Annotated in this window: 21 protein-coding genes and 2 pseudogenes; 14 read left to right on the top strand and 9 right to left on the bottom strand. The window is 45.7% G+C overall.

Going from position 1 to position 19030, the window contains the following annotated elements; all coding sequences use genetic code 11:
- Positions 1–27 precede the first annotated feature (27 nt).
- From INT84_RS10255 to INT84_RS10265, 3 genes are read left to right on the top strand one after another with little or no spacing between them, the layout of a single operon-like run.
- Positions 28–843 carry a MipA/OmpV family protein gene (locus tag INT84_RS10255; RefSeq protein ID WP_228066026.1) on the top strand — a complete coding sequence of 272 codons (816 nt, stop codon included), beginning with the start codon at positions 28–30 and terminating at the stop codon, positions 841–843.
- Complete coding sequence (locus INT84_RS10260) at positions 843–1526, top strand: response regulator transcription factor (RefSeq protein ID WP_194206703.1); 684 nt, start codon at positions 843–845, stop codon at positions 1524–1526. The genes INT84_RS10255 and INT84_RS10260 overlap by 1 nt, the downstream gene beginning before the upstream one ends.
- Positions 1527–1530: 4 nt before the next feature.
- Positions 1531–2880 (top strand): sensor histidine kinase KdpD, encoded by a 1350-nt coding sequence (locus INT84_RS10265; protein ID WP_228066028.1) that lies wholly within the window; start codon positions 1531–1533, stop codon positions 2878–2880.
- Positions 2881–3003: 123 nt separating this feature from the next.
- On the opposite strand, the gene INT84_RS10270 is transcribed toward INT84_RS10265, so the two are convergent.
- Entirely contained in the window at positions 3004–3903 is a 900-nt protein-coding gene (locus INT84_RS10270) for a LysR family transcriptional regulator (protein ID WP_194206705.1), read from the bottom strand.
- A gap of 390 nt (positions 3904–4293) precedes the next feature.
- On the opposite strand from INT84_RS10270, the gene INT84_RS10275 reads away from it, so the two are divergent.
- From INT84_RS10275 to INT84_RS10290, 4 genes and pseudogenes are all read left to right on the top strand, one after another.
- Positions 4294–5469 (top strand): enolase C-terminal domain-like protein, encoded by a 1176-nt coding sequence (locus INT84_RS10275; RefSeq protein WP_176917863.1) that lies wholly within the window; start codon positions 4294–4296, stop codon positions 5467–5469.
- A gap of 67 nt (positions 5470–5536) precedes the next feature.
- Positions 5537–6439 carry a dihydrodipicolinate synthase family protein gene (locus tag INT84_RS10280; RefSeq protein WP_194206706.1) on the top strand — a complete coding sequence of 301 codons (903 nt, stop codon included), beginning with the start codon at positions 5537–5539 and terminating at the stop codon, positions 6437–6439.
- 25 nt (positions 6440–6464) lie between these two features.
- On the top strand, positions 6465–7811 hold the full coding sequence (locus INT84_RS10285; protein ID WP_194206707.1) for an MFS transporter: 1347 nt from the start codon (positions 6465–6467) through the stop codon (positions 7809–7811).
- A 95-nt stretch (positions 7812–7906) separates the two neighbouring features.
- Positions 7907–8116, top strand: a pseudogene (locus tag INT84_RS10290) (winged helix-turn-helix transcriptional regulator); the annotation flags it as partial.
- A gap of 397 nt (positions 8117–8513) precedes the next feature.
- Here the strand turns inward: INT84_RS10290 and INT84_RS10295 are convergent.
- From INT84_RS10295 to INT84_RS10310, 4 genes are all read right to left on the bottom strand, one after another.
- Complete coding sequence (locus tag INT84_RS10295; RefSeq protein WP_194206708.1) at positions 8514–10364, bottom strand: DUF3732 domain-containing protein; 1851 nt, start codon at positions 10362–10364, stop codon at positions 8514–8516.
- On the bottom strand, positions 10361–10813 hold the full coding sequence (locus INT84_RS10300) for a hypothetical protein (RefSeq protein ID WP_194206709.1): 453 nt from the start codon (positions 10811–10813) through the stop codon (positions 10361–10363). The genes INT84_RS10295 and INT84_RS10300 overlap by 4 nt, the downstream gene beginning before the upstream one ends.
- Positions 10810–11127 (bottom strand): hypothetical protein, encoded by a 318-nt coding sequence (locus INT84_RS10305; protein WP_194206710.1) that lies wholly within the window; start codon positions 11125–11127, stop codon positions 10810–10812. Before INT84_RS10305 ends, INT84_RS10300 begins: the two co-directional genes overlap by 4 nt.
- 487 nt (positions 11128–11614) lie before the next feature.
- Positions 11615–12022, bottom strand: a complete 408-nt coding sequence (locus INT84_RS10310; protein WP_194206711.1) for a hypothetical protein — start codon at positions 12020–12022, stop codon at positions 11615–11617.
- A gap of 511 nt (positions 12023–12533) precedes the next feature.
- Here INT84_RS10310 and INT84_RS24170 point away from each other — a divergent pair.
- A pseudogene (locus INT84_RS24170) lies at positions 12534–12726 on the top strand (IS3 family transposase); the annotation flags it as partial.
- A 71-nt stretch (positions 12727–12797) separates the two neighbouring features.
- Positions 12798–13715, top strand: coding sequence for an SMEK domain-containing protein (locus tag INT84_RS10315; RefSeq protein ID WP_194206712.1), 918 nt, complete (start codon positions 12798–12800; stop codon positions 13713–13715).
- A gap of 115 nt (positions 13716–13830) precedes the next feature.
- Here the strand turns inward: INT84_RS10315 and INT84_RS10320 are convergent, their stop codons facing one another.
- From INT84_RS10320 to INT84_RS10330, 3 genes are read right to left on the bottom strand one after another with little or no spacing between them, the layout of a single operon-like run.
- The gene (locus INT84_RS10320) at positions 13831–14166 is read right to left on the bottom strand and encodes a hypothetical protein (protein WP_194206713.1); all 336 of its coding nucleotides are present in this window, start codon (positions 14164–14166) and stop codon (positions 13831–13833) included.
- A gap of 30 nt (positions 14167–14196) precedes the next feature.
- Positions 14197–14556 carry an acyl-CoA dehydrogenase gene (locus tag INT84_RS10325; protein ID WP_194206714.1) on the bottom strand — a complete coding sequence of 120 codons (360 nt, stop codon included), beginning with the start codon at positions 14554–14556 and terminating at the stop codon, positions 14197–14199.
- A 14-nt stretch (positions 14557–14570) separates the two neighbouring features.
- Positions 14571–15098 (bottom strand): hypothetical protein, encoded by a 528-nt coding sequence (locus tag INT84_RS10330; protein WP_194206715.1) that lies wholly within the window; start codon positions 15096–15098, stop codon positions 14571–14573.
- Between the two features lie 190 nt (positions 15099–15288).
- On the opposite strand from INT84_RS10330, the gene INT84_RS10335 reads away from it, so the two are divergent.
- The 5 genes from INT84_RS10335 (at position 15289) to INT84_RS10355 (ending at position 18336) form a co-directional block, all read left to right on the top strand.
- A complete protein-coding gene (locus tag INT84_RS10335; RefSeq protein WP_194206850.1) occupies positions 15289–15663 on the top strand; it encodes a helix-turn-helix domain-containing protein in 375 nt (124 codons plus the stop codon).
- 269 nt (positions 15664–15932) lie between these two features.
- Positions 15933–16325 (top strand): DUF2787 family protein, encoded by a 393-nt coding sequence (locus tag INT84_RS10340; protein ID WP_194206851.1) that lies wholly within the window; start codon positions 15933–15935, stop codon positions 16323–16325.
- Positions 16326–16444: 119 nt separating this feature from the next.
- Positions 16445–16906 carry a hypothetical protein gene (locus INT84_RS10345; RefSeq protein ID WP_194206852.1) on the top strand — a complete coding sequence of 154 codons (462 nt, stop codon included), beginning with the start codon at positions 16445–16447 and terminating at the stop codon, positions 16904–16906.
- A gap of 1 nt (position 16907) precedes the next feature.
- Complete coding sequence (gene radC, locus INT84_RS10350) at positions 16908–17360, top strand: DNA repair protein RadC (RefSeq protein ID WP_194206716.1); 453 nt, start codon at positions 16908–16910, stop codon at positions 17358–17360.
- Positions 17361–17406: 46 nt separating this feature from the next.
- A complete protein-coding gene (locus tag INT84_RS10355; protein WP_194206717.1) occupies positions 17407–18336 on the top strand; it encodes a site-specific integrase in 930 nt (309 codons plus the stop codon).
- Here the strand turns inward: INT84_RS10355 and INT84_RS10360 are convergent.
- A complete protein-coding gene (locus INT84_RS10360) occupies positions 18323–18937 on the bottom strand; it encodes a hypothetical protein (RefSeq protein ID WP_194206718.1) in 615 nt (204 codons plus the stop codon). The genes INT84_RS10355 and INT84_RS10360 overlap by 14 nt on opposite strands.
- Positions 18938–19030 lie beyond the last annotated feature (93 nt).

Below are 19030 nucleotides of genomic sequence, written 5' to 3' on the forward strand. Positions count from 1 at the left end.
CTATTTTCACTACTTCAGGAAATCATCATGCGCTGTCGTTCCCTTTTTCTCTCTGGTTGCGCTGCCGGGCGCGGGGTTGTTGTTACATTGTTGATTAACGGAACGCTAATGTTCGTACCGGCAACCCAGGCCAGTGTAAAAGATCCACAAAAAGCGACTGTCTGGGGGCTGGGGGTTGGCGTTACCAGTAGCCAGAAGCCTTACATTGACGTCGATCGCGATACGTCCGTCCTGCCTTTGCTCCATGTTGAAAATCGCTATGTCAAATTCTTTGGCACGACCCTTGAGGCCAAACTTCCAGGCATCACCCTGAGCGAAACGAATAACCTTCATTTTGGCATTATTGGCAGATGGGACGGTGCCGGATACGAATCCGATGACTCATGGATGCTGGAAGGGATGGAAAAGCGAAAGGGCGGGCTTTGGGCTGGCGGAAAAATAGAATGGCAAACCAGCCTGCTTAATATTAATGCCGACTGGACGCACGACGTTTCAGGCAACAGCAAAGGACAACAACTTTCGCTTGTCCTGGACAGATCCTGGCAAATCGGAGACCATTTATCGATAACGCCTCGCATTGGCGCAACATGGTATGACAGCAAATACGTGGATTATTATTACGGCGTACGTTCGCATGAAGTCAGAGCCGGACGCCCCAGGTATCATGGCGGGGCAGGGATCGGTGCTGAAGCCGGCCTGCAAAGCGTTTACAGCTTCAACACTCACCACTCTTTAATACTGGATGCACAAATGAGTCGCTTTCCCTCTGACGTTAAAGACAGTCCGCTGGTGGATCGTTCCAGTAGTAATCGCCTCTCCCTTGGTTATGTGTACTATTTCTGATGGCAAGGATCCTGCTTGTTGAAGACCACGACCATATTGCCCGGCTCATTATCAAAGGCCTGGCGAATGCCGGTATCATGGCAGATGTGGTCGAGCGGGGCGACGCAGCGTGGAGCGCGGTCAATCAGATAACCTATCAAGGGCTGGTGCTGGACCGCGGATTGCCCGATGGCGATGGCCTGGCGCTGCTGCAAAAATTGCGGCGGGCCGGGGTGACGATACCTTGCCTGATGTTGACCGGCAGAGATGCTTTGCACGATCGGGTCGAGGGACTGGAAGCCGGGGCCGACGACTACTTAACCAAACCTTTTGCAATGGCTGAGCTGGTTGCACGCGTGAAGGCGCTGCTTCGACGCCCTTCAGTCAGTCATCCGCCGCAACCTTTTTTCGGCGATTTAATGCTTTCCCCGGAGTCAGGTATGGCCTGCCGCGGCGATGAAAAGATCTTACTCGCGCCTGCGGAAATGCAAATTTTGCTGGCGCTGGTACGTAAGCAGGGCGGTATCGTTCGTCGCAGCGCGCTGGAATCGGCAGCCTGGGGATTTAGTGAGGCGGTAACGCCAAATGCGCTGGATGTCGCGTTGCATCGGATACGCCGTAAGCTGGCGATAATAGCGTCGGAACTGCAACTGGTAAATATAAGGTCACAAGGCTATGCCCTGCAAAAAAACCAGCTGGTTTAACAGTTTGGCGCTAAAAATTTTAGCCGCTTATATTGCGGGTGCGCTGCTCAGTATTGGTTTAATGCTGGCGTTTGGGGCCATCGTGCAGGATCGCCTGCCGGGGATGTCAATGCTGGATCGGGCGCATAATCTTGCTACCCAGTTGCGATTTGATAATACCGGTATGCCCGTAGGTTTTGAGGGCAATACAGAGCATCCCTTCTGGCTTTACGATAGCCTGAGCAATGAAACGGCGTACAGAGTGCTTGATGCTTCAGGTCAGGTGGTACTGGCGTCTGCTGGCGCGAAAAAGTGGCCGGCTCAGACCGAACTTACACAACGGCGTTTTGCGCTACGGCTGAACGGTGTGCTTTATGACGGCGCGTCGGTACCGGTACAAAAAGCGGGGAAAACCTGGTTTGTTCAGCTCACCGTAAGCACGCAAATAATCGAATTTCTTCATCAGGGCTTTGCACTTCCTTTTATCAAACAGGGTGTTATCACCTTTAGTCTGGTACTCCTTGTTGTCTTTGGCGCATGCGCATACATTACGTTGGCGTATTCGCTGCGACCCTTAAGAAAAGCCTCTCTGGCCGCGGCCTGCATCACGCCGCAATCGCTCGACGAACGGCTTGATATTAATCAGGTGCCAGCAGAAATTATGCCGCTCATCTACAGCTTTAATCAGACACTGGACAGGCTTGAAACAGGGTTCAAAGCCCAACAGGCGTTTCTGGCAAAAGCGGCGCATGAGCTAAAAACCCCGCTCACCCTTATTCGTGCAGAAGTAGAATTGTTTGAGGGCGATATACCCTTTCAGGAACATCTGCTGGCCCATATAAACCATCTGAGTCGTCATGTTCAGCAACTTCTTATACTGGCTGAAGTCAGCGAACCCCTGGGTTATAAACCCGTTGGCGTTAATGTGAATGAAGCTGTTCAGGATACCATCGCTTACCTTGAGAAAATCGCTATGGAGGCGGATGTCGACATCGCGATTAACAGCAAACATGACACGATAATATGGCGAGCGGATCGCGGTGCTTTCTTCACGTTATTAAAGAATATTATTGAAAATGCGATTCAGCATGCGCCGCCGGGCACGCCTGTTTTTATTGACATCGATCGCGACAAAATTAGCGTGCGGGACTTTGGTCCTGGCGTCACACATGAGCAGCTCGGCGTTTTGTTTACCCGCTTCTGGCGCGGCGCGCATCGTCGGGATCAGGGTGCCGGGCTGGGGCTCGCCATTTGTCAGGAAATAGCTAACGCACATGGATGGACTATAGTCGCGGAAAATGCGCTGCCCGGTTTGATGATCACTGTCCGACGACCGGATCTTACCGAAGAGGAATCCGCGGTTATCCGGAACTGACGCCTGCGAGAAGCGGCTGAACGCAATTCTGGTATCGCCGCTCTCTCAACGGTATCCTTCTCTGTGACCGAATTACCCCGGCGCTAACAAGTTATATATTCGTCACTCTGGCCCATTAATTCATCAGGCAGCGATATACTGCAAAATCATTCGCTTGACCAAATGGAATGCTTCATTCTCATTATCTTTACGGTAAATGATATAAAGATGATTAGATAAATCCTGTGTTGTTTCTAACGGAATATATTTCACATTATCAAATTTAAACGTGGCGGCGCTTTGCGGGACAAGGGCCAGCCCAAACCCTACATTCACCAGTGAAAGAATATTAACGGTATTGGATTCATATTGCACATAATTGGGTTTCACCTGTTCAACGTCAAACGCGTGGGTCAGCAAATCATAAATTGGCTTCCAGGCGACGGAGTACATAATCGCTGGTTGATTATCAAAATCTTTTAATTCCAGAAATTCCCGTGTTGCCAGCGGATGCTGGCGCGGTACTGCGGCGACAAAAGTTTCATCTACGCAGAGTACGCTTTCCAGCGCGTCATTATCCGGCACGACACGCACGATCCCCAGATCTATCTGGTGGTTAATAACAGCTTCAACCTGCTGGAACGTATTTGATTGTTGCAGCGAGATATTAATAAAAGGGAATGCCTCTTTTAACAGGGAAAGCAGCTCAGGCAAGAAGTGATAAAAGGCATTGGCGACAAAACCAATGGTAACCGAACCCACTTCACCGCTGGCGACTCGTTTTGTATATTGCTCGATTTGATGAATATGTTCGATCAACTCAAGCGCTTCCTGATAAAACGCCTTTCCGGCGGCGGTCAGAGTTACGCTGCGCTTATCCCGGTTCAGCAATATAGTCTCTAAATGTTGCTCCAGAAGCTGTATTTGCCGCGTTAATGGCGGCTGGCTCATATGTAATGACTGAGCAGCGCGGCGGAAACTTAACTCAGTTGCGACCGCAATAAAACATCTTACCTGATTTAAGTTTAACATCTGCTGCTCCAATTAAATTGCATTTCTCGACGGTCAATATTTTGCTGAATTGCTAAAAAATTTGCACGCTTTTTTGCCAGGCATAAAAAGAAAACCATAATAATGTGACTAGCATCATAAAAAACCCTCAAGGAAATTTATGATTTGGGGATGCTTTAATTTTTCATAATTTATTGATTTTAAATGATTTTTCGCAATTTATGATAATTTTGGATTAGAGGTTTATGTGAGCCAGGTATAATTTTTGGCGTAAAGGCCATTGCGGTTGATATCTTTTTTATATCAGGCAATGCTTTATCTAAAATTGACTCTTAATTTAATCAGAATCATTCTACATCATAGCTGGCGAATAAACGTATTTGCTTAAGGGTGAAGCCATATTTTTATCAGGGGGAAGTTGCTATGCCTGTAATTGAACGAGTAGAAGTTATTGACTTTAAATACGATGTAAAAGATATGGGATCGTCTTTTACTAATGCGCATAATCACGTTGGATATGTGGAAGGATCTACGCTTTCATTATCGAAATATGCCATTGTGGTTGAATGTTCTGACGGTTCCCGCGGCGAATATGTTGCATTATGGGGCGGCACCCGACCGGCGTTGGCGCAGACATTAATGCTGGCAGGCGATTTACCCGGTCGCGATTCCGATCGGCGCGAAGCTTTTTATACCGAGTGGAACCGCAGGTTATGTCATATGGATCATATGGGGCAGGGACCGGTAGATATCGTTCTTTGGGATCTGGCCGGTAAGCAGGCGGGTAAATCTATTTCCCGAATGATCGGTCAATATCGCAATAAATTACCTACCTACGCCAGCACCTATCATGGCGATGAAGGCATGCTGAATGACAATAAAGCCTTTACCGACTTCGCGCTGCAATGTTATGAAATGGGCTATCGCGCCTTTAAGCATCACGGCTGGTTTGATGGCGATGCGCAAAAAGAAGCTTCGCTGATCCTGGCCCTTGGGGAAGCGGTAGGCGATAAAATGAAGTTAATGTATGACGCCGCCTCCGATCTCAAAACGTTTGCGGATGCCCTGTACGTTGGACGCGCGTGTGATGATGCTAATTTCTTCTGGTACGAAGATCCCTATCGGGATAATTCGCTTTCCGCATTTTCGCATAAAAAACTGCGCTCCATGATCAAGACGCCGTTGCTGATTACCGAGCATGTTCGCGCGCTGGAAGCGAAATGTGATTTCATCATGGCAGGGGGAACGGATTTTGTGCGCGTCGATCCGGAATACGATATGGGCATTACCGGCGCATTAAAAACGGCGCATATGGCGGAAGCATTTGGACTGGATGTCGAAATCCACGCGCCTGGACCCGCGCATCGTCAACTTATGGCCAGCATCAGAAATACCAATTTTTACGAAATGGCCGAAGTCGGACCAAAACTGGGGAATATTTTGCCGCATTGCTATGCCTGTGGTTACAAAGATGAGCTGGATTCCATTGATGAAAACGGCTGCGTCACCGTCCCTGACGGTCCAGGTCTGGGAGTGACCTATGACTGGGACTGGATTAATTACCACGCCACCGATCGCTTCGTGTTTGGTAAGAAATAGATATCGCGGACTATACGTTTTAGCTCACTCCGCCAGAAATAGTTATTCTGGCGGCGAGGAACATCACATGCAGAATGCTTTATATGCTGGCGTTAATGCCGCGGCATTAACCTCATTTAACAGCGATTTGACGCTGAATTACGATAAAACTATCGCGCATTGCCATTATTTACTCAATAACGGTTGCAACAGTCTGGCAGTCTTAGGGACCACATCGGAAACCAATTCACTCAGCGTGCAGGAACGTGAAACGCTGTTAGAACGTCTCGCCAGCAGCGGGATTGCGCCAGCAAAGATGCTGCCCGGCACCGGCGCTTGCGATATTCCCACCGTTGTTCGGCTTTCGCGTCATGCGGCAAAAGTAGGGTGCCCAGGAGTCCTGGTGCTACCACCATTTTATTATAAATCCCCTTCTGAAGAGGGCTTGTATCAGTTTTATAGCGCTCTGGCCGGGCAATTAGGCGATGTGGTGAAGCTTTATTTCTACAACTTTCCGCAGCAGACAACCATTCCGTTAAGCACCGATCTGATTGGACGCCTGTTGAAATATTACCCCGGCGTGTTTCAGGGCATTAAGGACAGCAGCGGTGATTTTGCCAATTCGCTGTCCTATATTGAGGCGTTTGCTGCCCAGGGATTTGAAGTCTATTCCGGGGCAGATGCTACCTTTGCCCGTTTTATGCAGGCGGGCGGAGCAGGATGTATTACCGCGACCACTAATATCGCCTCGTCGCTTACCGCGTCTATCTACCGCAACTATGCCAACGACCAGGGGATCGCTGCGCAGGAAAAGCTCAGCCGTCTGCGCAGCATCGTGGCGATGGGAGATACAATTCCGGTGGTGAAAACCCTGCTGGCTTACCATACTCAGGACCCTTCATGGGAAACGCTGCGCCCACCGCTGTGCGCGCTTTCTTCAGACTCCCGGCAAGCGCTCATTGAGGAATACCGCGCACTTTTGCTGCAGTAATCAATCGATTTCTGGAGAATACGACATGAAAAAGACAGATAAAAAAACAAACGTCCGGTATCTGATGTTGGTTTTTATGGGTGTGGCGATGCTCGTTAATTTTATCGATCGTGCAACGTTATCGGTTGCCGCCCCCGTGATGAGCAAAGAACTTAATTTTAACGCAGCGGATATGGGGTGGGCATTTTCTGCATTTGGCTGGGCGTATATGATTTTTCAGATCCCCGGCGGAATTTTACTGGATAAATTCGGGTCCCGGCTGGTTTATGGCCTGGCAATGATTGTATGGTCAGTCTTCACTTTTCTTCAGGGCGGTGTTTATCTTTTTCCCTCCGTCTTTGTTGCGCTTTTTATTCTCCGCTTCCTGATGGGAATGGCGGAAGCGCCCGCCACGCCCGCCAGCAGCCGCCTGTCCGTGCAGTGGTTTCCTGACCGGGAACGGGGTTTCGCCACCTCCATCTATCAGACGGCACCTTACGTGGCGCTGGGCGTCTTCACGCCGGTGCTCTCCTGGGTCATCAGCATCTATAGCTGGCATTACGTTTTTTACAGCGCGGGTTTGTTAGGTATTGTCTTTGGCGCATTCTGGCTGATGTTCGTGCGCGATCCGCTGAAGCATAAATCGATTAATACGCAGGAGCTCGACTACATCCGTCATGGTGGGGGCATCCCGGAACTGGGTTCTGCGGAGCGAAAATCGCAGCAGAAAGTGAGCTGGAGACAAGTGAAAAGTATGTGTTCAAACAGAATGATGATCGGCGTTTATATCGGTCAGTTCTGCCTCACGTCGATCACCTGGTTTTTCTTTACCTGGTTCCCGACCTATCTGTATCAGGAAAAGGGGCTGTCGATTATCAAAGTAGGTCTGGTGGCTGCGATCCCGGCTATCGCTGGCTTCGTGGGTGGGATTATTGGCGGTATGCTTTCCGATTATTTACTGAGAAAAGGCTATAGCCTGACCTTCTCGCGCAAGTTGCCGATTGTCTCGGGCATGCTGCTGTCCTGCTCGATCATCGTGGCAAACTATACCCAGTCAATTCCAGTAGTTATCTTCGTGATGAGTCTGGCGTTCTTCGCCAAAGGATTCAGCAACCTGGGCTGGTGCGTACTGAGCGATACGTCGCCAAAAGAAGTTCTCGGTCTTGCCGGAGGGATATTTAACACCTTTGGCAATGTGGCAGGGATTCTCACGCCGCTGGTGATCGGTTTTATTATTCAGGCGACCGGATCGTTTGACTGGGCCATTATTTACGTGGGATCGATGGGGATTGTTGGCGTTATTTCCTATCTCTTTATTGTCGGCAAATTGCAGAGAATGACGCTGGGGCCAGCATCTGAAGTCTCTGTCAGCAAAACAGCAGTACATAACTAACTCCTGAAGCACTTGGGAAGATTTTCCTGAGCCAGCCATGTTGACGCCTTACAACATGGCTTTTTTATTAGTGGTCGAAAAAAGCGCGCGACATTTTGCAAAGGGCGGTATCGCCAATTACGCAGAAAGAATTAACCCGCCAGCTTCGTTCATTTGAGCAAAGAAATCTTGTGAAAAGGACGGTCTATCCGGAAGTCCCTCCCAGGGTCGAATACGAGATTACGGCGCTGGGTAAAACGCTGCGTCCAACCCTCGATTCTCTGGCATGCTGGATGAAAAACAATACGCGCTATCTGGAGAGTTAGTCTTTCGAACTTAGAAAAGCCGCTTTTTAGCACGCCTGCTCTGTAGCGAAATCATCTGAGACATCATAAAAAAATCCACGCAATGGCGTGGATTTTATAGCGTTTGTCACTCTTCATGAGATTCCGTAAAACCTCATGAGACAACAGGTTTTATTTAGACGTTGAACTACTTTTGTTTATTTAACTTATTTATTTTAAAGAGATTTTTATTTTTCACTTTAGCATTATACTCATTTCCGTACTCACTTTTGATGTGATTCAGATTTTGTTATGTGTAGGCAGTAAGTGCGGCACCCATTGCTGAGCCGCATCGAACTCTGTCCGCATTTATTGAGTTCAACTCTTGTGCAACTGCCACTGTAGGTTTTAGCGCGACTTGCCCTGTAAAAGTTTAATGTTATGATTCTATAGGAAATTCATCGTCAAGAATAAGTCCATAGTCATCTCGTAACTCTCTATCCACAAGGTGGAACCGATCCAGTTCCAGCGTCGTCCAGTGCTCTTTATCTATGTGCTCTAACAAGATAATCTGAAATCCACCTAGTTTATCCATGTCAATAACGAACTGGTTTAACTCTATTAATACCTTATCTAAGCTTAGGATGTCATCATTGGGCTTCCCGTCACTTGAAAAGTAGGGTGTACTGACTTGGTCAAGTACCAAGAAAGACGGAATCCATGGAACCTGCCTTGTCTTGGCGATCTCATGTATAGCAAGGAAAAAGGATATGTGAAGATAAAGGTAGTTTGAAGCACTCCCCACATCAGGCATTTTTTCTATTGTTGTTAAATCGGGAGAATGTAGATGTATAAGTTTTTCTTTCTCATAGTAGAAAGCAGAAAAGTCATTATAGCCCTTTAGCGATAGTTTTTCGAGTCGCTTGTTAATTAAAAGATTTAACCCCTGTTTTGCCAGAGTACTCTTCTCTTCATTTTGCTCGACTATCCCACGTAGCTCGGCGATAGAATCATCAAGATTATCTTGTACTACACGAGCGACCTGCTCATTGCTTTGGTTATAGACCGCAAGGTTTGCTTCCAATCGACCTAAATAACGATAGTAATCATTAGGGTTATACCTAATAGGCTGCTTTTTCTCCAGTAGCGACAGTTCCTCTTTGAGCTCCCATATTTTATTATTATTCTCTGCGTGTAAAATTTTTACCTCCTCTAGAAACGGGAAGCTTTTACGGCTACGCAATGAAGACTTAATATCAGAAAGTTCACGTTGTAATTTAGCGATAACTTCATTTGCTAAATCGGAAGGAAATATTTTGTCAACTTGTGAGTTGAATACATTGACAGGCTTGAGCGAATCTTCAGTTTCTTTTAATGCATTGGTATAAGTAGGCTTATCGTCGATAAATGCTTTCAATTGACGATTTTTGTCTGACAAGCCAAATATTTCACGTTCTATCCTTTCCACTTCATGCTTATAATCACTTGGTGCTGTAGGTGTTGTAATCAATTCATAGAGTACGTTAAGTCTGTCTTTATGCGATTCAGGAACACGCTCGATTACTCCTAAAGAATAGGCCTCTCTGGATAGAGTATCTATTTCTTCAGAAAATATAATCGCAGATATAGCATAAGACTCATTTTTTCTTGTCTGAACAGCTTTTTTTCGCTCCAATTCTAAGAGGCGATTCCGTGAAAGTGCGGTGTCTACATTTTCCGCTCCAATGGTCATTCTGAATGTTCGTTCAATGGCTTCCTGATAGCGGCCATCTGTCGGCCGAATGTATAGATGATCTGGCGCGACTATGGTGTTTTGGTCTTGGTAGCTGTATGCAAGGAAATTTCTGAAGGAAACCTTCGAACCCGCCTGGATGAATCGACCGCCATAGGGGACTTTCAACTCAGTATCAATCCCAAAGGCGCTGCTCAGGACTTTCTTTAGATTGTCTATTCGGACATTTAGAACTGGCAAAGTTGGGATGACGCCGTTCTCACTGAAATAGGCTTGGTCTGTTGTTCCATTGCTTTCTGAAGGGCGTGCTATGACCAGCTCTTTGCCATCAATAGCGATTTTGATACCGTACCAGTCTACTTTGGAATCGATATTAGTTTTCGATATTCCAGTAGTTTCGCTTGCTAGTAAGCAATAATCAATGATAAATAGAATTGATGATTTGCCTTTACCTGAGTCCCCTGTAATGACGTTTACACGGTTATGTAAGAACTCAAGAGTCCTTTTGATACCATTCTTTTGCCAGAGGACAACATTGGAAATCTGAATGTTACTCACAATTCAATCCTAAAAGTTTGATAGAGATCTGAGGTGGCTTCACTGAGAATTAGACCGAGTTTGGGTCCAGCCGCTAAAATATCTAATGCAATTTTTCCAATCTCGGAACTACTTTGAAAAAAAATCTTTTCCTTGAGAACAAGATCATTATTTTTCAATGTAGCTATGCCAAGTTCCTGGGTTAGGAGTATTGTATTCAAGGAAGTTATAGTCAAGTCTTCATACCTTGCACGTACCGTTATAAATGCAGTTGGGTTAGAAATTAGAAGGTCTTTGCTGCTTAAAACAACACTGTTTTTCCTCTTCAGAATAGAGCGTATGGCACTATCAAAAAGCAAGAGTAATACCAACATTACTTTGGCAAGAGATAGGCTGTTTAATTTTGAATTTTCCAATGCACTTTGAATAGCAACCGTTCCTATCAATTCATTTTGAATTAATCGATTCATTTTTTAAACCTACTCTGCCAGTCTTTACTCCAGCCAATACTGGGGAGGTTGGAAAGCTTCATGTATTTTCCACAACTCAAATTGCTTGGAAGCTCTATATTTTCAGCCTTTAAGGTATTGCACATTGTTTGGTCATAGCAGTTTTGTGATGCTTGCATGTGTGCAACATCATCTTCTTCTTTTATATTTCTATGCGATTGGTTGTGTAACAGTTGCCAATTAGAAACGGCCTTGTTTTCTAGTCGTAAATTTTCGCTCGCACTAAATGAGCCAGCTTTGCTCAAGGACTCCATAAACTGCTCAGCTAGCATCATTTCGATTCCACGATCAATGATTTCTTCATTGCTGATGCCAATGTCTTTTAGTTGGTCATGAAACTTACTGCTGTTAAAAGATAACTTATCTGGCCGCTGATAACTGTAGTATATATCAAGGAATCTATCGAAGTCGGTGGGATCAGACCGAGCGGATCTGATTATTCTATCAAAGCCGATTTCGGTTCTGAAATTGTCAAAATCAATGATTAGTTTTTCACCACTTATGATTCTTGAGAATTTGACTCTTTAAATGCACCGATCACGTGCTTTCTTGTATCTTCCAAACCTGATTCAGGGATCGAAAGCTGCCGAAGTGCTGACGATATTCTTGTTATGACGGAGGAGTTATCAGAGTGAAACTCGAATCGTTCCAAGACAAAAATGAGCTCTGTATCATCTGTCTGGGATACTGATTCTACATATTTCGCTAACGGATTTTGGTGTCACCGGTTTTTTTTTGTGACTCTGTCAACGAAATTTCTTTTTAAATTTTTCTAATATAATCGAGGATTGCTTGAGTATTCTGGCGCGGAGATTTTAGCAAGTTTACAAACGGTTGATTATTGATATTTTTGTTTGTGTAAAGTTGGAATGTAAGTGTTCGACAAGACGGAAGATCCGGAACGAGCTTGAGCCAGTTATATAGGGTCTTCCAAAGATCAATATCTCGTTCTGTGATATTGCCAGGGTTGACAGAATGTTTAACCTGAATAAGTATAAGATCTTTGATGGAGGAATCTTCTGCGATAGTTTCTACGTGAATATCATCGTAGAGTTCAAGACCTAATGTTTGTCCTAGTCTGAGTTCGATAAGTTTTTCGATATATACAAGATCTTGGAATTCAAACCCAAGTGATGTTTTGTCCGCTGCTACTTTATCTGAATGATTCATGCCATTTTCACTCGTTAGCTGAAGTCCTTTTCATGCCTTTTTGTCTCATGGAACAATCTTTAATAGCCGATTTGTTTGCTTTCCATGAACAACGAAAGGGTTGCTTAATTGATATAAAAACAAGCTGTTATCTTCTTAATAGCATACTAGGAGGATAATGTCTATCCGTATTTCATGCTATCGTGGACCACATGAATCATACACAGCGGGATTTGCGTCTGTGGGTAGATGTTGTTGACCGCATCCTGAAACGCTTTCACAGCATTCATGCAGAGAAATCGGTAGATACTCAATGCCCCGCCCCCCGATTTGTAAGCACTGTCAATACACTTAGCCAGGATATAGCGCATTTGTTTTCTGCCACCCATATGCCTAGCAACTCTTGTTTGCTTTCAATGTTAATGTCTATTGTTAGGGATGACGATTTTTTAATTAATCCACTACAGACAATCACCGGATTTAATCACAGTTTCGATATATTTGACTGATGTGTCACCTGAGAGACCAGACGGTAGCAGAAAACGGTATGCGACGATGCTCAGATGGCTTCGAGTTAGGCTGCGGTGCGGGTAATGTTCGCGCTGGACTGTTGTAACTAGGAGGCTATAGACTGAGCCGCGAGTTCTATTAGCTAGGAAAGTTCGACCGTGAAGGATGTGATGCTGAGAACGGTGGAAAAGTGCTTCGGCAATAGGTTACCAGACAAACCGCTTTAGTGATTGATGAATAACGGTTATGCGTGCATTCGACTTTAATTAGAATGGAGAGTAATAAAATGTTCGATAAGCAAAAGAAGATTGATCAAATTGGATTTGGGCTTGCATATCTAGAGACCTCAATCAAGACCTTCTCGACTGCTAATTATAATAACTTGGCTGTTGTTTCTGAAGAGTTAATAAGCTCGCTTTTCAGTTTGCAGAAGGGGTACAACTTAGTGTCTACTAATATTTTAAAGTCAAATTATCCCGGTATAGATGCTGTGGACGTGAATGCTAAGGTTGGTCTTCAAATTACTTCGGTTAAAACTTCCGCTAAAGTGAATAAAACATTAAGAGTCATTAGGGAGAATAATGTAAATAGGGATATTGATGTTTTATATATATTCATGAGTGCAGGGAGGCAAAGTAGTTATTCAATTACTGAGAGTTGCCCTGGCGTTGAGTTTTCTGACAAGAACATAATAAGCTTTAAAGATCTTAAGAGGTTACTGGTTGAGGATGATTTCAAGATCGCTAAAGCTTCAGAACTAATAGTGAAGGCATTACCAAGTATCTTTAGTGAGACTCGTGAGAGATATCAGGCTTTACTTGATAACATTGTAAATGTGAGATCTTTGTTGGATCGTAAAGCTTTCTGCGGGCATTATGCCATAGAAGAACCTGAGTTAATGCTTAAAGCTTATCAGGAAACAAGGATCAGTATACAAACAAGCAAAATATTACATATAGAAAATAAAGATGTTGCGAATGCTTTTTCTAATATTAGATTGTTGATAAGTAATGCTGAGGATGAGGTGGCGGTCAAATATCCTGATGAATATATTCTATATAAGCATGGGAAAACAAATGCCTTTCAAAAGGTCTCTGCGGATTGTGTTCAAATTTTAATGAAAGTGCGTAATGAGATAGCTCGAGAGATAAGTGTTATTGATAAACAGAAAAATGATGTTGTAAAAAGAATATCCACGATGTAGTTTTTTGACATACTTTTTTTCTAAGGTTAGGTGCGCGTTACTGTTGCTGGCACGCACCTAGATACGAGCTTATATCAAATAAGCGTTTCACTTGCTGAATTTCTGAGTCCTCTGGTTATAACCCGAAAATATTTATATAGAACTGACCTTTACCTTCATCAGTTTTCTGAATCCGGTATGTGATTGGTAGAGAGTTTTGCAGGTCTGGTTTTGTGAATGTTAAGTCAGCCGCACACTGATAAACGTCAAGGCCTGATTCATGGCTTATTGTTCTGACATTTTCAACAGAAATCCTCACATCCTTATCCAGTGTCATGCTTTTTTCGATTGTCTTTCTGGCAATATCCACGACCAGGTTTTTTGCATCATCACTATTGCATTTTGGTGTTTTCTCGCCGCAGCCAGCCAGCAAACCAGCAGCTATTAATACCAGAAGCATTGTTCTTTTCATCTAAGATTCCTTCGTTAATTAAGGCAGTTTTTACTTCTTATTAAATAGACCATCCATTGCGCGTGCCGCAGAAGCCCCGCAGTATCCTTCGCAAGCACGAGTCATCACGCTGGCTTTACCGTTTTTCAGTTCACTAATTACTGCAACACACTGGCTGGTATTGTCATTCCAGACCCAGCGACGCTTCTGGCGTTCTCCGGCAGCTATTTGCTGTGCTGTCCCCTCCATATTGCATACACCCGAACCATCCCCCGTTGAGGCATTAATGTTGAATTCAGCGTTATCCTGCCCCGGATGCAGGGTTAGAACCGCTCCGGGTTTTATGTACTGCTCTGCTGCGACAGGTAGCGTTATGGCTGCCATCAATAAGGCCAACAGTTTTCTGTTCATTAATTAATTCCCTGTTAAGTGATACGGATGTTTTTGGTGATTTTCCCCAGTGCCAGCGGTCTGCGTTTTTCCACAAAGAAATAAACGACATTGAATGCGGACTTGCGATGATTCCCTCGACCAAGAGAGGGCCAGTTGCGGAAAGATTCGATCTGTTCTTCTGAGTAGGGCGTGTCAAAGAAGTCAAACAGCACAAGCAAGGCTTTGCCATCGTGCTTCATCAATTTCTTTACTTCTGTACTGTTGACGGTCGCGGAGACATTGGAACATGCCGCAGTTGGTTTACGTACTGCAAACTCAACGGCTACATCATCAATGACAAAATCGATGTAACCGTGCCCGGATACAGTTCCTGGCAGTTTGCTTTTTACTTCCGGTGATACGTTATCTGCAAACCAACCCAGCAAATAGCAACGTACCAGAGGCAGTAATTCCCGCTCGCTACATTCGTTCAGACGCAGTGTTTTGACAAATTCTCGCCGGTAAAGAGAGCTGAAAAAGTACTCAAAGCAATCCGTTATCTCAGTAATGGTGGTTGCCACAATGTTCTCCTTTTTGTCCACCTTTGCTCTGTTGCTCAACAGATGGGGCTTTCAATCCAGTCTGGTTGATCGGTTGTAGTTGTTTTTGTCCATAAATGACGTAAACATCAATTTTATGTCCATTAGTGATGTTCATGCAAGAGTAAAAAAGCCCCAGAATTCCTGTTATGGACGTTCTGGAGATAAAATGATGGTTAAACTGTTGGCAGATTCAGCTGATAAGCTGGTAGGACAGCGTATTCAGACCAGACGTAAAGAAGCAGGGCTAACCGCTGCCGATCTTGCAGAGACTATCGATATCTCTCAACAACAACTTTCCCGCTATGAACGCGGAACGAATAAGATCAATATTGCTCATTTAGTCAAAATTGCTGTTGCTTTAAAAACTCCAATCAGTTGGTTCTTTATTGATTGTATGGAGGATTTAAATGTTTCTGATATCCCGATTAACTACGCCACTGGGCTTGACGTTGAATTAAAACAACGTCTCGAACAAGTCTGGAATAAGCTAGATAACACTAAGAGGAAAAGCTTAATTATGTTTTTAGATGAGTTTATAAAATAACAACCAAATTAGTTCCTGAGTGAAACTATTTGCATTAAAAGCATAGCGCTGGTAAAATAACATTGCTGGATAGTGTCATATTGTCCAGTAGCTGATACAAACTAATTGCCAACTTAGCATTTCATTTTATTATTCCATCCTGATGGGAGGACGCCTATCGTCTAAATAGTCAGTATGGGCAATGGCCAATTATTGGTTTGTACCATCAATTCAAATGCATATTTGCCGGAATAAAAACGATGAGTGTTATCCATCAGGAAGGACTAGCTATGCCCGTCGATCAGAAATTAATAAATATCATAATAAATGAAGTGGGAAATCCACCGCCGCATAAAACCAAAATTACAGCCGTCAGTCTATTATTTAAAGACCTGAGCTACAGCGCTGAAAAGGGCGGTTACCATCCTGTCGAAATACGGATTATTTCACGCAATGATGAATGGTATTTCGATTACATCACCGACTTCAGTTATATGGGTGTGGTTTACCCCGAACTGGAAAAGGAAATTGATTTTAGCTGGAGTCAGCAATATGTCTTTCTGGCTCATGTTGGTGACCTGCCTGTTAACGCCGGAAGGGAGTTATTTGAACTCTGGCAATCCAACTTTATTCAGTATCACGCCATGAACATCTACACCATTACCGTTCTCTGGGAAAGCTAATCCCCCTGTACTAACCATCACTAATTTATGAGGAATTATCTGTGACGACTGACAGAGGGATACGTGCGTCTCAACAGGGCGAACTGGACTGTCTTTGCGGTGCTTATTGCGTGGTTAACATGCTGAGCTGGCTGTTTGACGGCAGGGTGAAACGACGCCCGTTAATGAACCGGCTTATTCAGACTTATCAGCAGCGCTGGCCTTTGCATGAATGGCTGACTGAAGGAATTGAAGAAGACCGTTTAGACTGGCTGATAGCTCAGGTGCTGCAGAAAGGACATTACAGCCGCCAGTTCCCGGTTCAAATCACAAGACCCTTTGCCGGGAAACGGGGATTCTCAGACGGGCGGCTTTTCAGGGAAATGCAGCGGTTTCTGGACGTCACTGACTCCTCCCGCTTGATTATGCTCAGCGACCAGTTTCACTGGTCCCTTCTGGTCAAAATAGATGAGGAAACGCTCTGTTTCTTCGACAGCAACGGGCGAACCGCCATGCCCCGTAAAGCCTTCTCCCTGCGTACTGGTGTAACCCGCCGCCAGCTGTTTCCCGGAGCCATTTACTTCATTGAACGGGAGTTCTGATATGACCATGTTTACCCAGCGTGAAACCCGTATCCTCGATCAGGCGCGTGACATCATCAGCCGGTACTATCAGCGTGGGGTTCAACCCTGCTCCCCTGATGATGTTCGACGGTGCGTGATGGTTGAGCTGGCACTGCTTGAACATGAAGAGTTTGGCATCATCCTGCTCGATAATCAGAATCAGCTGCTGCACCGCGAAATCCTGTTCAGGGGTACGCTAAACTCGGTCAGCGTTCACCCCCGTGAAGTTATCAAGCGTGTGCTGAAACATAACGCCGCCGCAGCCATCCTTGTACACAACCACCCCAGCGGCGAGCCTGAACCCAGCCGTTGCGATATCAAGTTGACTAAAAAGCTTCAGGAACTGCTGAAAATGCCGGATGTGCGGTTACTTGATCACTTTATTGTGGCAGGAACTGAAACGGTGTCGATGGCAGAACGGGGACTGGTGTGATGCTGAAAGTTACCTGGTTTAATGTACGTTATTGCGGGTTACGCCCATGAGCAGGACGTCGTTACGTCAGGTCGTGCCGGTGGTGCAAACCACCGTGTTCGATGCGTATATTGGCGGTCTGGCCCCCTCGGGACGGCGGGGCATCATCAGCCTGTTAAACCGCAGTGCCAGCATACTTAAACGCGGTTCGGGCGCAGATAACTATCCGTGGGAACAACTTAACTACGCCGCTGTTGCCAAAGTACGTGCGGCACTGCTGGATGATGGTTACGCCGTGTCGTCGGTCAACATGGCGCTGTCAGCACTCCGGGGCGTGGCGCAGACGGCCTTTAACCTCAACTGCATGGATGCCGAAACGTTGGCACGTATCCGGTCAGTAAAGCGCGTGAGCGGTGATATACAGCGTAAGGGAAGGGCGTTAGAAAAGTCGGAAATCCGGGCACTGATCCAGGCCGCTAAACAGCATCCGCAATTGGTACGGCGCTGTCGTGATACCGCCATAGTGCTGACACTTTGTGGAACAGGCCTGCGGGCCGGTGAACTGGTCAAACTTGAGCACCGGGACTATGACAACGGCATCCTGACGGTCAGGCAAGGGAAAGGGCGTAAATACCGTGAAATTCACGTGGCGGATGCGGTGGCCAAGGCCATCCGCGCATGGCTGAAAGTTGGCGCAGATGAAGCTGACAGCGCACTGTTCAACCGTATCCAGCGCAACGGTAAGGTCGCCAGCCAGCCTCTGACAACAACCGGGTTAACGGGTATCCTAGCTGAGTTACAGCAAACGTCAGGCATAGCGCGGTTTACCCCGCATGACATGCGGCGGACCTTCATCACCCGTTTGCTGGAGCAGGGCGTGGATATCAACACCGTCCGCCAGTTGGCAGGCCACAGCGACATATCCACGACAACCCGCTATGACTGTCGTGGTGAGAGCATGAAAATCAGCGCCAGTAAACGCATCAGGTGTTTTTAGCTGTTGAGCTGTCTCCATTAACGGCTTCAGTTTTATCTTCAGCACTCAACCGCGCGTACTTTTGATTCTGGACGTTAATCAGTGCATTGATATTTTCAGGCTGAAGTACCCACGCAACATCTTCACGCGTCCATTGTTCACTGTCAGAGAAATGTTTAAATGACGGTTTCCCCGGCCCGCATTCATTAAGTTTTGCTGCCACTGATGCGCATTTCTCACGATCTGACTCCCCCGTGTGAAGCTTGTCAAAGCGACCTTTAACGAGCTGGTAAACAGTGTAGATTTCCAGTGCCTTAGGGGATCTGTCCGGGACTATCACGGGTAGGTCCTCCAGCCCATAAATTCCGTTTAGCTCTCCCCCATTGAGCAGGTCATTAAACATGTGATTCACGCAGGCACTAAGCACATCTGCCGCTTTCTCTGCATCGAATTTATCTGGACTAAAACCCGATCCCGTCAGTTTTCTAGCAATCAACGCCAGCTTTTGCCGTGTATCCCGCCCCAGATAGAGCTTCTTCTCCAGAAATTCAAAGACCTCGTTACTGCTTTTCCGTTCCCGGTGGCATTTAGCGTCAGCCTTGTTGCTTTGGTTACCAATCACAGGTCACCTCCATGAGAGTGTTGTTCAAAATAGCATCATTGAGCCTCAGGGACCAATAGCCCTTGATGTGATCGTTTTGAAGCCAGAAAAAGG

Source organism: Superficieibacter sp. 1612_C1 (assembly GCF_015234305.1).
GTDB lineage: Bacteria > Pseudomonadota > Gammaproteobacteria > Enterobacterales > Enterobacteriaceae > Superficieibacter.

Excerpts from the sequence above, each read along its gene's own strand:
- INT84_RS10255 (WP_228066026.1), top strand. The coding sequence starts at position 28 with ATGCGCTGTCGTTCCCTTTTTCTCTCTGGTTGCGCTGCCGGGCGCGGG.
- INT84_RS10260 (WP_194206703.1), top strand. The coding sequence starts at position 843 with ATGGCAAGGATCCTGCTTGTTGAAGACCACGACCATATTGCCCGGCTC.
- INT84_RS10275 (WP_176917863.1), top strand. The coding sequence starts at position 4,294 with ATGCCTGTAATTGAACGAGTAGAAGTTATTGACTTTAAATACGATGTA.
- INT84_RS10280 (WP_194206706.1), top strand. The coding sequence starts at position 5,537 with ATGCAGAATGCTTTATATGCTGGCGTTAATGCCGCGGCATTAACCTCA.
- INT84_RS10285 (WP_194206707.1), top strand. The coding sequence starts at position 6,465 with ATGAAAAAGACAGATAAAAAAACAAACGTCCGGTATCTGATGTTGGTT.
- INT84_RS10300 (WP_194206709.1), bottom strand. The coding sequence starts at position 10,813 with ATGAATCGATTAATTCAAAATGAATTGATAGGAACGGTTGCTATTCAA.
- INT84_RS10305 (WP_194206710.1), bottom strand. The coding sequence starts at position 11,127 with ATGATGCTAGCTGAGCAGTTTATGGAGTCCTTGAGCAAAGCTGGCTCA.
- INT84_RS10310 (WP_194206711.1), bottom strand. The coding sequence starts at position 12,022 with ATGAATCATTCAGATAAAGTAGCAGCGGACAAAACATCACTTGGGTTT.
- INT84_RS10315 (WP_194206712.1), top strand. The coding sequence starts at position 12,798 with ATGTTCGATAAGCAAAAGAAGATTGATCAAATTGGATTTGGGCTTGCA.
- INT84_RS10320 (WP_194206713.1), bottom strand. The coding sequence starts at position 14,166 with ATGAAAAGAACAATGCTTCTGGTATTAATAGCTGCTGGTTTGCTGGCT.
- INT84_RS10325 (WP_194206714.1), bottom strand. The coding sequence starts at position 14,556 with ATGAACAGAAAACTGTTGGCCTTATTGATGGCAGCCATAACGCTACCT.
- INT84_RS10335 (WP_194206850.1), top strand. The coding sequence starts at position 15,289 with ATGGTTAAACTGTTGGCAGATTCAGCTGATAAGCTGGTAGGACAGCGT.
- INT84_RS10340 (WP_194206851.1), top strand. The coding sequence starts at position 15,933 with ATGCCCGTCGATCAGAAATTAATAAATATCATAATAAATGAAGTGGGA.
- INT84_RS10345 (WP_194206852.1), top strand. The coding sequence starts at position 16,445 with ATGCTGAGCTGGCTGTTTGACGGCAGGGTGAAACGACGCCCGTTAATG.
- radC (WP_194206716.1), top strand. The coding sequence starts at position 16,908 with ATGACCATGTTTACCCAGCGTGAAACCCGTATCCTCGATCAGGCGCGT.
- INT84_RS10355 (WP_194206717.1), top strand. The coding sequence starts at position 17,407 with ATGAGCAGGACGTCGTTACGTCAGGTCGTGCCGGTGGTGCAAACCACC.